The following is a 12,345-nucleotide window of genomic DNA, read 5'->3' as shown; positions in this document are numbered from 1 at the left end:
GCCCGCGGCCGAGGCGGCCTCGCTGTCGGAGGTCGGCGCCGCGGGCGCGGGCGCCCGGTCCGACCAGGGCGGTTCCATTCCACCGGCCTGACCGGACCGGTCCGGCGGCGCCCCGACAGCCGTCAGATCATCAACGTCGCCCGCCGCGGCGCCCGGGTCGTCCTCGTCGGTGGCGTCGGCCGCCGACATGGACATCGCCGGTCCGATCCCGACACCGGCGCCGGACGGGCACAGTGCGGGGTCAAGCCGGCGAAGGTCGAGGACGTCACGGGCGGACTCGGCGACGCTGCCTTCGAACGAGGCACCGGACTTGATGTCGTCATAGCGCTGCCGTAGCTGCGCCGCCGGCTCACCGCGGTCCACCAGGAGCTCGACGGAGGCGAACACCTCACCGGCGGCGGCGGCGTCGGCCTGGGACAACGCGGACCGCAGCTCCTGCGCGGTGGCCAGCGCCTGGCCCTGGCGTGTCACCAGATCGTCCGTCGCGTCGAGACGGTGGGCGACCACACTGCGCAGCGTCACACCGAACAGGCCGAGGGCCATCACCAGCACCGCGAGCAGCCCGACCAAGGTCACCATCGCGTCGCAACGGGCGACGATCGCGCGCGCCACCGGCGTCACGCGAGCGATTCCGCGTGGATGCGGCCGGCCTGAGCCTTGCGTTCCCACCGGCCGCACCCACCGGCGGCGCGGGCCGTCCGAATCCGACCCCGTGGACCGTCGCCGCAGGCGCGGCCGGCCCGGAACCTCTGGCTCCCCACTCGGCGGCGACACGACGACAGTCACGCTCACAGAGCGTACGCATGCACCCGCGATCCTGTGAGGGCGTGCGGGTTTTCGCCCGGGAAGACCGGGGCCGCACCAGGCCGTCGCCGTGCCGCCACCGGCCCAGGTCCGGCGTTGCCGGTTGTCGCCAGCCCGCCAAGCGCGAACGCTCCATACTGGCGAGAACCAGCGCCAGCGGCCCAAAGCCGGTGTGACAGGCCGGATGCCCAGGCCATCACGCCGGACGCCCGGGAAGAACGAAAGGATCAGCGTGTCGTCGAGTTCGCCCGCGCCCGACCACGACGCGGCGACGTCGCCCGACGGACCCGTCGCTCCCCCGGCGGGCATCACCGACGGTCGTCTCGCCCGTCAGGTCGCCTTCCTGGTCGAGATCGACCGGCTCAAGTCCGTGTTGCGACAGAGCCATCTGATCGACCTGTCCCGCCGGGAGAACGACGCGGAACACTCCTGGCATCTGGCCATGCTGGCCGTTGTGCTCGGCGAGTACGCGGCCGCGGAGGTCGACCAGGCCCGCGTCATCCGCATGCTGCTGATCCATGACCTGGTCGAGGTCTACGCCGGTGACACCTTCCTGTACGACGTGGAGGCCGCCGCGGACCAGGAGGAACGCGAGCGGGCCGCCGCCGATCGGCTGTTTCCGCAGCTGCCGGCGGACCAGGCGGTCCCGCTGCGGGCGATGTGGGACGAGTTCGAGGCTCGCCGCACACCTGACGCACAGTTCGCCCGCGCGCTGGACCGGGTCCAGCCACTGCTGCTGAACTTCCACACCCGCGGCCGGAGCTGGCGCGCGCACCGGGTGACCAGGGCCGATGTCCTGGCCCATCAGGAGGTCATCGCGAGCGGGTCGCGTGCCCTGTGGGAGTACATCCGGATCATGATCGATGAGGCGGTCCGCCGAGGTTACCTCCTGCCCTGAACCCGCCGGGCCGGCCGAGGCCCGCCCGCGGCGCTCAGACGATCGGCGAGGTGTACGGGGCCAGTGCCATCTGCGCCGGCACGCTGGTGCCCGCCTTCAGTTCCTCCAGGAACAGCAGTGTCCGCGCCGCCACGCAACGCCGGCCCGGACCAGTCAGCAGATCATGGCCACCGGGCAGAACCTCAAGGTCGGCCTGCCGAGCGGTCCGGGTGGTCATCCGGACCAGTGGCAGCGGACTCACCTCGTCGTCGGCTCCGTGCATCAGCAGGATCGGCAGGTCCGGCAGGATCCGTGGGGACGGGTCCTCCAGCGGCAGACCCGCCACTGTCACGTGCAGCAACGGCATGGCGAGAAGAACCAGCGCGTCGGGTCGGACGGCGGGTGAGCCGGCCATCGCCACCGCGGCGAGCGCTCCGGTGTCGGAGCCCAGCAGCACGAACGGCACTCCCGGGACTCGGGTCTCCACGATGGCGGGGATCCGACTGGCTCCGCCGGTGATGGTGATGAGGCGGTGGCCGTCCAGGGCGAGTCGCTCCCCGAGGGCCGCGAAGGCCGCTAGGTCCTCGCCGCGGCCCGGCAGGGCGGCGACGACGGACCTGATCTCCGAGTCGGTGCGTCCAGGCAGCGCAGACGCCCTGATGGGAGCGGTCGCGACGGGCGCCCACGGCTCGCCGGCCGCCAGGCGAGCGGCCATGCGCGGGGGCGGTACGTGTGGATCTCGGCGTGCGGGCGCGTCCGCCGCGGTCGGTCCGCTGACAGCCGGCTGGGCTGGCACCGGGTGCGCGGCGTGCGTGATGGCCCCGGTCTCGGGGATGGCTCGGAACGGCGGGCGGCTCGGCGACTTCATCGGCGCCTGGCACTCCTTCGCGAGGATCGGGTCGCCACGGCCTGGGGCCGGACGTGCCGCGGGGCGCGGCGGTAGGAGAAGCATGCAGGAGATCTTCGCGCCGGCCGCGACCAGAACACGGGGTCGTTCGCGGGCCGTGGCCCGACTGTCCGGCGCTGCTAGGAAGACGAGATGATCTATCGCCCGGACCACGGCGCGTGGTGACCGCCGAGCAAGGCTGCCGCGGACCCGGCAGTTACCGGTCCCCACGGTGCGGAGTCGAGAACCGCGGGCGGCCGACTCTCCCGCCGTCGAGAGAGGCTGGCGAGAGGCGACGGAACAGATTCGCGGAGTCGGCTCGGAACAGCAGTGGCAGCCAACGCGGGACGGTTGCCGCGGGCGCGGTCTCGTGAATCAGCGACAGTGTCGCGTGGAACAGGATGGCGACGAGTGGGCCTCGCGTGGCCGTCGAACGGACCGATGCACGTCCACAGACATGTCTACTACCCTGAGTAGCCCAGAGACATCCGTCAAGGCGGCGCCGATATGCCATATCTCACAGCAACATCCGCGTGGGGGCATGGCAAGGACGTCCGTCGCCGGAGGCCCTTGCCATGCCCACACGTATGCCTCGGCGAGTGCCGAAGCGCCACGTCGCGCGGCTGACGGGATCAGCCGAACTTCAGGCCCGACTACTCGGGCAGGGACAGCGCTCTCAGAGAGCCGCGGCGCCCTTGGCCTTGGTGTAACGCGCGGCCACGTCAGCCCAGTTGACGATGTTCCACAAGGCGGCCGCGTAGTCGACCTTGACGTTCTTGTACTGCAGGTACCAGGCGTGCTCCCAGGCATCGAACACGAGCAGCGGCGTGTTGCCGACACCCACGTTGCTCTGGTGGTCGTACACCTGCTCGACGAGCAGCCGCTGAGCGGTGGCGTCGTAGGCCAGCACGCCCCAGCCGGAGCCCTGCACCGTCGTGGTCGCGGCGTTCAGCTGCGCCTTGAAGCCATCGAAGGACCCGAAGTCGGCGGCGATGGCGTCGCCGAGCGCGCCGTCCGGCTTGTCACCGCCGTCCGGAGACAGGTTCTCCCAGTAGATCGAGTGCAGAATGTGCCCGGAGAGGTTGAACGCGAGCGTCTTCTCCAGACCGACGATCGACCCGAAGTCACCCTTGTCGCGGGCCTCGGCGATCTTTTCCAGCGTGTCGTTCGCACCCTTGACATAGGTCGCGTGGTGCTTGTCATGGTGCAGTTCGACTATCTGCCCGATGATGGACGGTTCCAGCGCGCCATAGTCGTACTTCAGGTCCGGCAGCGTGTACGTCGCCACTAGAGCACGATCCTTTCGTTTCCAAGGGATTCGTCCGGGGGCACCCGAGTGGGGACTCCCGGCGGTTCAGGTGGGCGGTTCGGCGACATCCACGACCACCTGGCGGGACGGCGACAGCGGGACAGGCCTGGCGATGATCAGGCCCTCCTCCCTACCGGCCGCCGCGACGGCACCCTGCGGACGTCGATGTCAGGTGCTGCGATCCCCCCGCCTGAACCCTATCGCCAGGAGGATCGGTCCTGCATAGCGAGACCGGACACCATCATCCGGGTTGGAACCGCACCGCCGCCGGTAGCACACCCAGTGACGAAAGTGTAGCGGGCGTGGTATTCCGGCTCCGCGTCGGAACGTGCCCCGGGCAACGCCGGTCAACCACCGGACACGCGGGCATTACCGGCCAGGCACCGTTCCCCCGCCGCGCCAAGTCCGGATCGGCCAGCGTCTTCGGGTTCGCCGCGGATCCCGATGCCCCCACCACTTCACGCTCACCCCGATGCGGCGGCCCGGCGGTAAGGACGGGCCACCACGGCCGGACACCGATGATTGACGAACTCGGGGCGCGGCGCCGTACCTGCGCCAGCCGGGCACCGGCCGGGCCCGGGAGTGATGCCCGGGCCCGGCCACCGTGCCGGACGCGTCAGTCGTCCTCGTGAATCTGCTGGCTGAGGTAGTTGGCCGCACCCAGCTGCGAGATCAGCTCGAGCTGCGCGTCAAGCCAGTCGATGTGCTCCTCCTCGGACACGAGGATGTCCTCCAGCAACACCGCCGAGCCCACGTCGCCGCGCTCCCGGCCCAGCGCGATGCCTCGACGCAACAGATCGACGGCGTCGACCTCTCCGTTACGGTCGATCTCGAGCTGCTCGGGAACCGTCTCGCCGATACGCAGCGTGTGCAGCCGCTGCAGATTCGGCAGGCCGCCGAGGTAAAGGATCCGCTCGATAAGCTTATCGGCGTGCTTCATCTCGTCGATCGACTCGTGGTAATAGTGCTCGGCGATCCGCCGGTAGCCCCAGTTCCGCTGCATCCGGCTGTGCAGGAAGTACTGGTTGATCGTCGTCAGCTCGTTCGTCAGAACACTGTTTAGTACTTCTATGATTTCCGCGTCACCACGGGTCACCATCAGTCCAACACCTTTCCGCCAACCGTCTCCGACCGAGCCTCCCCACGGGGCGTGAGGTGGTTCGGTCCCCGTCGCACCGGGCCGTCTGCCCGCTGCCGGAACCCGAACGATCTGCGACGACGTGGCCGCAGGGCGGTCGGAGCGGTCGGACACACGAACCTCTCGGCCTCAGCAAATCACATAGATAGGGAATTCGCAGGGAGCTGGGGACGCCCGCGCCACCCCGTCTTCGCGACAGCAATACAGGTAAGGCTGCCCGAAGTTAGGGGAGCCTACCCAGAGGTGGTACACACGAACGGACGATCCACCTCAATCAAGGCGGCCGGACCAGCTGTCCGCTATTAGCTGTGAGTGTCGCCGCGCACGGCTGAATACCACTCTCCGGCGGTCCTCGGCCATGGGAGCCCGCACCGAAACCGAGATAGAAATCATCAATCTGGTCCACGGCGCGGCGCCGGTCGTCGAAGTCGACGAGCCTTCCGCCGTGCGCCAGGTAACCGCTCGTGATACCTCAGTGCCCGCGCGATGCCGGACGACCCTGCCTACCGCGACCATGATCGTGGCGGGTCCGCGCGCCACGGGGGGACATGGTGGAACGTGTCCTACCCCCGCTGCCCCCGACAGGCCCGCCACCCCCATGTTCGACTACGATACGTGACGTTCTTGTTGCGGGGGGCGGGAGACGCGGGCGCCGCCAGGCCGATGCCGCCCACTGGCGCAGTCGCCAGCCCGGAGAGGTCGGGGAGGTGCGACGTCCGTGTCGACGGGTCAGCGCCCCACCGCCACCCTGCTCCTCGTCTGCGCGGTGAGCGGAGCGTTGGGGCTGACCGCCCTGCGCCGCGCGCTGGGTTATCCCGACGTCCTCACAGCGTCGACCGCGGGCACGCTCGCCGCCGTGCGGGACCACGGACTCTCGATCGGCGCCGGGCTGGTCCTCGCCGGCATCGCCGGCGGTCTGCTCGTGCCGATCACGGTGGGACTTCTCCGTCTCCTGCCCCCGGGGCCGCACCGCCCGCTGCTGATGGTGCTGGCGGCCGCAGCCGCCGGCGCCCAGCTCACGGGTGTGCTGTTCTGGCTGGTATCAGTACCGGCGCTGGCCCGCCGAGCCGCGATTCCGACCGAGGCGGAACATGCTCTGGCCTCCTTCGACACGGCGCGAACCTTGTTCGGGGTCATGGTGGGCGAAGTGCTGGCCTGCCTGCTGACGGCGGGCTGGACGTTCGCGCTGCTGGCCCAGGCGGCCCGTTCAGGCCTGCTCCGCGGGGTGCCTGGGCGTGCGATCTCCACGCGCCTCGCCGCGATCGCGCTCGCCGGGTGGGGGGGGCTGGCCGCCTGCGGGATCCTGGGCGGAACGCTCCTGCCGTTCGGCATCGACGTGGCGATCACCGTCCGGGTGATCGGCCAGCTGGTCTGGTACGTGTGGCTGGTCGGGCTCGCCGTGGTCGCCTGGCATCTCGTCAGCGCGGGCCCGCCGGCCCAGGTCACCGCCGACGGCAGTGCGCCCGTCCCCGCTGCCGTCGGTCCGCTGACAGACGCCGCCCGGCCCGATCCCGACCGACGTCGGCGTCACAGCGCCGACAGCGACCTCGCCGCCCCCCCGCAGGCAGCGGACCCGTTGTTGTCGCAGGCCGCGGCGCCGATCGGATCCCGCGTCGCCGGTACACCGCGTCCCAGGCCAGCGCACGACCTACCGACAGTCAGCTCCCAGCCGCACCTCGACGACTCCTTCTTCGACGCCGCAACGGAGATCGGATGGGCGAGCCGGCCTAGCTCCGGCGTGGGCGGAAGCCTTCCCGTCGGCTCCCCACCAGCGGGCCGGATCCTCGGCGACGACAGCCCGACGGAGCCCGTCGTCGACGGCCTCACACCGTCGCCGCCCGAGCCGGACGACGGCCGCGTTCGGGGACCGACCAGCGCTGGGGAGATCGATGCGGATCATCCGCCGGGAGCGGATCCCGCTGCGCGAGCGGGGTCCGGCCGCGAGTACGCGCCGGGCGCCGGGTCCGGTGCGAACCGACCACGCGGCCGTCGACGGGGCGCCCCGTCCACCTCGCGGTCAGGCCGAGCCAGGCGCCCCCGCGACGGCTGAGTCGTCCACGCGGCCCCGTCTCCCACGCGGACCCGGGCGCCCGCGCCCACGCGGACCCGGTCCGCCCTGTTCAGATCAGGCCCATCCGCTCGAGCACGATCTGGGTATGCGCACCGGCCGGGGCGGCTCGTGCAGGGGGCGCGACCGTGCTGTCCGACCGCGGCGTCCGCGGCGGCAGGACGCGCTGGCTGACAGAACCATGATGCACCGTCCAACCCGCCTGATCGGACCCGGTCACCCGCCACGGAAGCGCCCGGCCGTGTCGATCACGATCGTCGGTGCCGGCCGGGGCGGCGACCCAGGCGGCGACGTCCCGCAGAGGGATGTCGAGGAGGTGACCACCCCCGGCGAGCAGCGAGCCGGCCGCCGCGACCGCGGCGAACAGGCCGGTCAGCGGGTCAGCGATCGCGTCGGCGCAGAAGACCGGGCTCGTGGCGTGATCCGTGCGCTCCCAGGCCACGAGGCCACCGGCCACGGCGGCGTCATCACCGAACGCGACCGGGTCCGGTGTCTGATCCTCCGCGCCGAAAGTCCGACCGTAACCGGTGATGCTGATCCAGACCTTGCCGGGTCGGGCCGCGACAAGCCCACGCGCGTCGAGCCCGAGCTGGGCGAGGGCACGCGGGCGTGACGACTCGATGACAACATCCGCCCGGTCCACCAGACGCCGCAGCAACGTCCGGCCACGCGGCGCGGCGAAGTCGAGCTCGACGCTCTCGTGCCCCCTGTGCAGCCAGTCGTAGAAGGCCGGGTCGCCGCCCCGCGCACCATCGGGGCGGCTACTACTCTCCACCTTGACCACGCGCAGTCCGGCCCGTCCCAGCAGGTGCGCGCACAACGGCCCGGCCCACATCGCGGACAGGTCGACGACGAGCGGGCGGCGATCAGGAGCACCCCGCTCGTCGCGGCGGGGCGCGGCCCGGTGCGGCGCGGTGCGGCGCGCGGGTCGGGCGTCCGCAACCGGCAGTGAACGGAACGGCACCGGTCGGCGATCCGTGCGCAGTACCGAAGCCGGCATAGCCAGCAGCCGCGCGATCTGGATCACGTCGGAGGCCGCCGCGCCGGACACCCCGCGGGCCAGGTCGGTCCACGCTGTGTCGGCGAGGCGTGGGCGGGCCATGGCTGGCCCCGCCTGGTCGCCGAGGGCTCCGAGGAGGGCATCGAGAGCATCCACGTCGTGCGGCCGGGCGAGACTGACCGCGATCCAGGTGTCCGCGGCCCGCAGCAGGCGGCAGCTTCCGTTGGCCGAGGACACTCCTGCGCGGCGCAGCCCCATCAACGCGGCCCGGCCGCCGAGCAGGCGAGCGACGTCGAGGTCGACGCGGCAGCCGAGCCGCGCGGACAGCGACGTGAACAGCCACGCCGCCGCCCGCGCGCGGTCGAGGACCGGGCCGTCGGGCACCAACGGTGCCCGCCCCGGCATCCCGGTCAGCCACATCAGCCCGCTGGCCGCCCAGCCCAACGCGTGTAGGCCGGCAGCGGAGCCTCCCTGGCCCGCCGTCGGCGGGCCGCCCGCCCGCTCCCCGCGACCATCGATGCTCCGAACGCCGAGGCCCTGAGCGGCAAGAACGCCGGACAGGTCGTCGAGTTCGCGTCGCGTCGAGGGGTCGACGAGCGACGTGGGCGCAGGCCCGGTGTGGTCCGCGGGCAGCGCGTCGCCGGTCGGCGGCTGTACTCCTGGCGTGGGCACGACAGCTCCCGGTGCGGGGTCGGTACGGCGGATCAGGCCTTGTCGGGGGCGGTCCCCGCCGCCGGAATCTCGCCGCACTGGACGACGACGAATCCACCCCGGCCGGAGTACTCGATCTGGGCGAGCTCCCCGGACCTGCGGCCCACGAGGTTCCCCAGCTTGAAGGTGGAGACGATCCTGGTCCGGACGCCGGCCGTCCAGGCGACCGCGGCGTCGCGGTCGACGCAGACCGGTTCGTCGGTCGACAGGACCAGCGGAGACCCGAGGCACAGCACGGCGACACCGCCGGTGCCCGACACCTCCGTGTTGAACATCCCTCCGGCGATCATCGCGCCAAGGCCCCCCGAGGTGGAGGTGACCTTGTACTTCACCCCGGACTCCAGGGCCAGCAGGCTACGGCCGTTGACCGTCAGCGCGTCCCGGTCGAGGTTGAAGACCGAGATGTGGCTGCCGGACTCCGCGAACCAGACGGTGCCCCGGCCCTCGGCCTTCATCAGGTCCTGGCCCTCACCGGTGACCGCGCGCCGCAGGTAGCCACCGACGCCCTGACCCTTGTAGGCGAAGTCGACCCGGCCGCGGTAGGCGACCATCGAACCCTGCTTGGCATAGACCGTGCCGCCGTCGAGACGCACGCGCAGCATCCGCTCGCCCTCCTCGAGGGCGAAGGGTGGTCCGGCCGGCTGGCCGGCCGCGAAATCTCCCAGGGGACGTGTCATCTCCCCATTGAACCCGCGCGGATCGCCAGCCGCGGCCAACCCGACCAGCCATCCGCCGGTTGTCCCTGGTGGCGCCGGTCGTCCTGGCGGCACCTGCCGGTGGCTACCGCAGCATCAGGAGCATGCCGGCGGCCATCACGACCCTGGAGGTGACGGGCGTGACCGGGCGGTGGCCGGGGGAACGGCCGGACAGGGCCCGCCGCATGAGCGGCCCGCCGACCGCGGCGATCGCGGACGCGGCGAAGACGACGGTGAACCAGCCAGAGAGATCATCCAGACCGTCGAACTCGCCCACCGGCCATCGACCGGCCCGGGACATGCAGGACATCGCCAGCGCCTCGATCACCAGCATCGAGCAGCACGACCATCTCGCCGGTTCGCAGCAGGCCGGATGCGTCAGGACGAGGAGCAGGAAGAGCCCGGCGAGAAGCAGAAAGCCGAGGGCGAACGCCCCGGAGGAGACCCACGCGCCCGGACCGACGAACATGACGACCATGCCGGTCGCGACGGCCAGGTGGCCGAACTCCGCGGGGACGAACACCACATGCCCTCGCCGCAGGCGGCGAGCCGATCCTGGCAGGTGGGCGGCTCCACCGTCATCTCCCAGAATCCGCGCCGCATGCCAGGCCGCCACGATCGCGGTGAGCGTCGCGGCCACGAGCGTGACCGCGGTGGGCAGCTGCGGCGATCGCAGGAGGACGTGATGATGCGTCACCAGGGTCGGGGCAGGCGGCACACGCCTGCCGGAGAAGCCACAGGCCCGTCAGCACCGTCACGTGCCGGCCTCCGCCGCGCGGCGGGACGGGATCGGCGTCGGGGCACTCAGCGCACGCCCAGCGCGAGTTCCGCGATGACCAGCTCGGTGATCCGGCCGGCGCGGGCCTCCTCGACGATCGCCTCGAGCTGCTCGACGCTCATCTGGATGCGCTGACCGAAGTCATCGGTGATCACGATGCGGCGCTCGGCGGGCGCCTCGTGGTCGACCAGTAGCTCCGGGCAGCCGCAGTCGCACTTGCCGCAGAAGGTCAGAAGGTGGCGCGCGCGCTCGGCAGCCGGCATGACGTCTCCTGGATGATCTGGTGGACCGGACAGCCGAAGTTTATGGTCCGTCGATCTCGTCGTCCCTGCGTTTATCAACGGTCGGCAGATGTCGGCCTCGTCACGGTCCCGGGCCGGCCGCGGCGGCTAGCCGGGGCCGGTGTCGACCGGGACCGCGGCGGCGGAGGTGAACGGAGGACGTCCCATGTGGGGATGGTCGTGCCCGACCGGCGGGCTGAGATTCTCCTTGACGATCCTCGGGCTGACCCAGCGCATCAGGTTCTGGGCCGATCCCGCCTTGTCGTCGGTGCCCGATCTGCGCGCCCCACCGAAGGGCTGGTGCCCGACGACCGCGCCGGTCGGCTTGTCGTTGATGTAGAAGTTCCCGGCCGCGAACCGCAGGAGGTGCTCGGCTCGCGCGATCGCCGCCCGGTCCGTGGCGATGACCGACCCGGTCAGCGCGTACTCACTGGTCGCGTCAACGAGCCTCAGGACCTCATCCCACGCCCCGGCGCGGCTGTCGTCGTAGACGTGGACGGCGAGGATCGGGCCGAACAGCTCACGCGTGAACCACTCGCGGCCCGGGTCCGTACCGACCAGGATCGTCGGTCGGACGAACCAGCCGGTGGAGTCGTCGCAGTGCCCGCCCGCGAGGACCGTGACGGTGGCGTCGCTGGCGGCCCGGGTGCAGGCAGCGGCCAGTCGCGCATAGGCACGGGCGTCTATCACCGCGCCGGTGAAGTGGTCGAAGTCGTTGATGTCGCCGACCGACAGCGCCTCGGTGGCCGCCGCGAGTTCCGCGTCCATCCGCCGCCACAGGCTTGCGGGCACGTAGGCACGGGACGCCGCCGAGCACTTCTGGCCGCTGTACTCGAAAGCTCCCCGCACCAGCGCGGTGCGCAGCACGTCGACGTCGGCGGAGGGATGCGCGACCACGAAGTCCTTGCCGCCGGTCTCGCCGACGATCCGGGGATAGCCGCGGTAGCCGTCCAGATTGGTGGCGACGGATCGCCACAGCCGGGCGAAGACGGTGCTGGATCCGGTGAAGTGGACGCCGGCGAGCTCCGGGTCGGCGAAGACGACCTCACTGACCGGCTCCCCCGACCCGCCCACCACGTTGATCACCCCTGGTGGCAGACCGGCGTTCTCGAGCAGCCGCATCAGGAAATGGGCGGCGAATGCCTGGCTCGGGGCGGGTTTCCACACGACGGTGTTCCCCATCAACGCCGGCGCTGTCGCCAGGTTTCCGGCTATGGCGGTGAAGTTGAACGGCGTGACCGCGTAGACGAAGCCCTCCAGGGGACGCAGGTCGAGCCGGTTCCACTCGCCGGCGGCGCTGCGCGGCTGCGCGTCGTGCAGTTCGGCGGCGAACATGACATTGTACCGCCAGAAATCGATCAGTTCGCAGGCGGCGTCGATCTCGGCCTGCTGGCAGGTCTTCGACTGGCCAAGCATCGTCGCCGCGTTGAGGGTGTCACGCCAGGGCCCGGCGAGCGCCTGGGCGGCACGCAGGAACACCGCCGCGCGCTGCGTGAAACCGACCTCGCGCCACGGTTGCGCGGCCGCCTTGGCCGCCGCTACAGCCGCGGCGGCATCGGCGTGGGTGCTCTCCCGCAGGGTGCCGAGCACCCGCCGGCGCGCATGCGGTTGGACGATCTCGCGGGTCGCACCACCACCGGGGCGAGTTCGCCCGCCGATCGTGTTGGTCAGCTCCAGGTGCTCCCCGCCCAGGCGCAGCAGCGCACGGCGAAGACCGGCCCGCTCCGCCGAGCCCGGCGCGTAACCGCGGGTCGGCTCGTTCTCGGCGTTAGGCACGGCGGCGCGGACCATCACCGGG

General features: G+C 71.4%; 10 protein-coding genes and 1 pseudogene. 2 read left to right on the top strand and 9 right to left on the bottom strand.

Annotated features, from left to right (window positions below):
• Positions 1 to 621, bottom strand: a pseudogene (locus MXD58_RS00730) (hypothetical protein); the annotation flags it as partial.
• A gap of 415 nt (positions 622 to 1,036) precedes the next feature.
• Between MXD58_RS00730 and MXD58_RS00725 the strand changes: the two are divergent.
• Entirely contained in the window at positions 1,037 to 1,702 is a 666-nt protein-coding gene (locus MXD58_RS00725; RefSeq protein WP_248837781.1) for an HD domain-containing protein, read from the top strand.
• 34 nt (positions 1,703 to 1,736) lie between these two features.
• Here MXD58_RS00725 and MXD58_RS00720 read toward each other — a convergent pair whose 3' ends face one another.
• From MXD58_RS00720 to bfr, 3 genes are all read right to left on the bottom strand, one after another.
• Positions 1,737 to 2,396: an alpha/beta hydrolase gene (locus tag MXD58_RS00720; RefSeq protein WP_248837782.1), complete on the bottom strand. Its 660-nt coding sequence runs from the start codon at positions 2,394 to 2,396 to the stop codon at positions 1,737 to 1,739.
• Between the two features lie 847 nt (positions 2,397 to 3,243).
• Positions 3,244 to 3,855: a superoxide dismutase gene (locus tag MXD58_RS00715; protein ID WP_248837783.1), complete on the bottom strand. Its 612-nt coding sequence runs from the start codon at positions 3,853 to 3,855 to the stop codon at positions 3,244 to 3,246.
• A 637-nt stretch (positions 3,856 to 4,492) separates the two neighbouring features.
• Positions 4,493 to 4,975, bottom strand: coding sequence for a bacterioferritin (gene bfr, locus MXD58_RS00710; RefSeq protein WP_248837784.1), 483 nt, complete (start codon positions 4,973 to 4,975; stop codon positions 4,493 to 4,495).
• 757 nt (positions 4,976 to 5,732) lie between these two features.
• Here bfr and MXD58_RS00705 point away from each other — a divergent pair.
• Positions 5,733 to 7,064, top strand: a complete 1,332-nt coding sequence (locus MXD58_RS00705; RefSeq protein ID WP_248837785.1) for a hypothetical protein — start codon at positions 5,733 to 5,735, stop codon at positions 7,062 to 7,064.
• Between the two features lie 70 nt (positions 7,065 to 7,134).
• On the opposite strand, the gene MXD58_RS00700 is transcribed toward MXD58_RS00705, so the two are convergent.
• From MXD58_RS00700 to pruA, 5 genes are all read right to left on the bottom strand, one after another.
• A complete protein-coding gene (locus MXD58_RS00700; protein WP_248837786.1) occupies positions 7,135 to 8,754 on the bottom strand; it encodes a CoA transferase in 1,620 nt (539 codons plus the stop codon).
• Positions 8,755 to 8,786: 32 nt separating this feature from the next.
• A complete protein-coding gene (locus tag MXD58_RS00695) occupies positions 8,787 to 9,470 on the bottom strand; it encodes an AIM24 family protein (RefSeq protein WP_248837787.1) in 684 nt (227 codons plus the stop codon).
• Between the two features lie 103 nt (positions 9,471 to 9,573).
• On the bottom strand, positions 9,574 to 10,185 hold the full coding sequence (locus tag MXD58_RS00690; RefSeq protein WP_250608971.1) for a DUF5134 domain-containing protein: 612 nt from the start codon (positions 10,183 to 10,185) through the stop codon (positions 9,574 to 9,576).
• 107 nt (positions 10,186 to 10,292) lie between these two features.
• The gene (locus MXD58_RS00685) at positions 10,293 to 10,529 is read right to left on the bottom strand and encodes a hypothetical protein (protein WP_248837789.1); all 237 of its coding nucleotides are present in this window, start codon (positions 10,527 to 10,529) and stop codon (positions 10,293 to 10,295) included.
• Positions 10,530 to 10,655: 126 nt separating this feature from the next.
• Positions 10,656 to 12,323, bottom strand: a complete 1,668-nt coding sequence (gene pruA, locus MXD58_RS00680; protein WP_248837790.1) for an L-glutamate gamma-semialdehyde dehydrogenase — start codon at positions 12,321 to 12,323, stop codon at positions 10,656 to 10,658.
• Positions 12,324 to 12,345 lie beyond the last annotated feature (22 nt).

The sequence above is a fragment of the Frankia sp. AgKG'84/4 genome (assembly GCF_023242965.2).
Taxonomy (GTDB): domain Bacteria; phylum Actinomycetota; class Actinomycetes; order Frankiales; family Frankiaceae; genus Frankia.
The sequence above is the reverse complement of the archived record's forward strand: the minus strand, read 5'-3'. Positions and strand labels throughout refer to the sequence as shown.

What these genes read in the sequence shown, in the direction of transcription:
- MXD58_RS00720 (WP_248837782.1), bottom strand. Translation starts at nt 2,396, where the DNA reads ATGGCCGCTCGCCTGGCGGCCGGCGAGCCGTGGGCGCCCGTCGCGACC.
- MXD58_RS00685 (WP_248837789.1), bottom strand. Translation starts at nt 10,529, where the DNA reads ATGCCGGCTGCCGAGCGCGCGCGCCACCTTCTGACCTTCTGCGGCAAG.
- bfr (WP_248837784.1), bottom strand. Translation starts at nt 4,975, where the DNA reads ATGGTGACCCGTGGTGACGCGGAAATCATAGAAGTACTAAACAGTGTT.
- MXD58_RS00695 (WP_248837787.1), bottom strand. Translation starts at nt 9,470, where the DNA reads ATGACACGTCCCCTGGGAGATTTCGCGGCCGGCCAGCCGGCCGGACCA.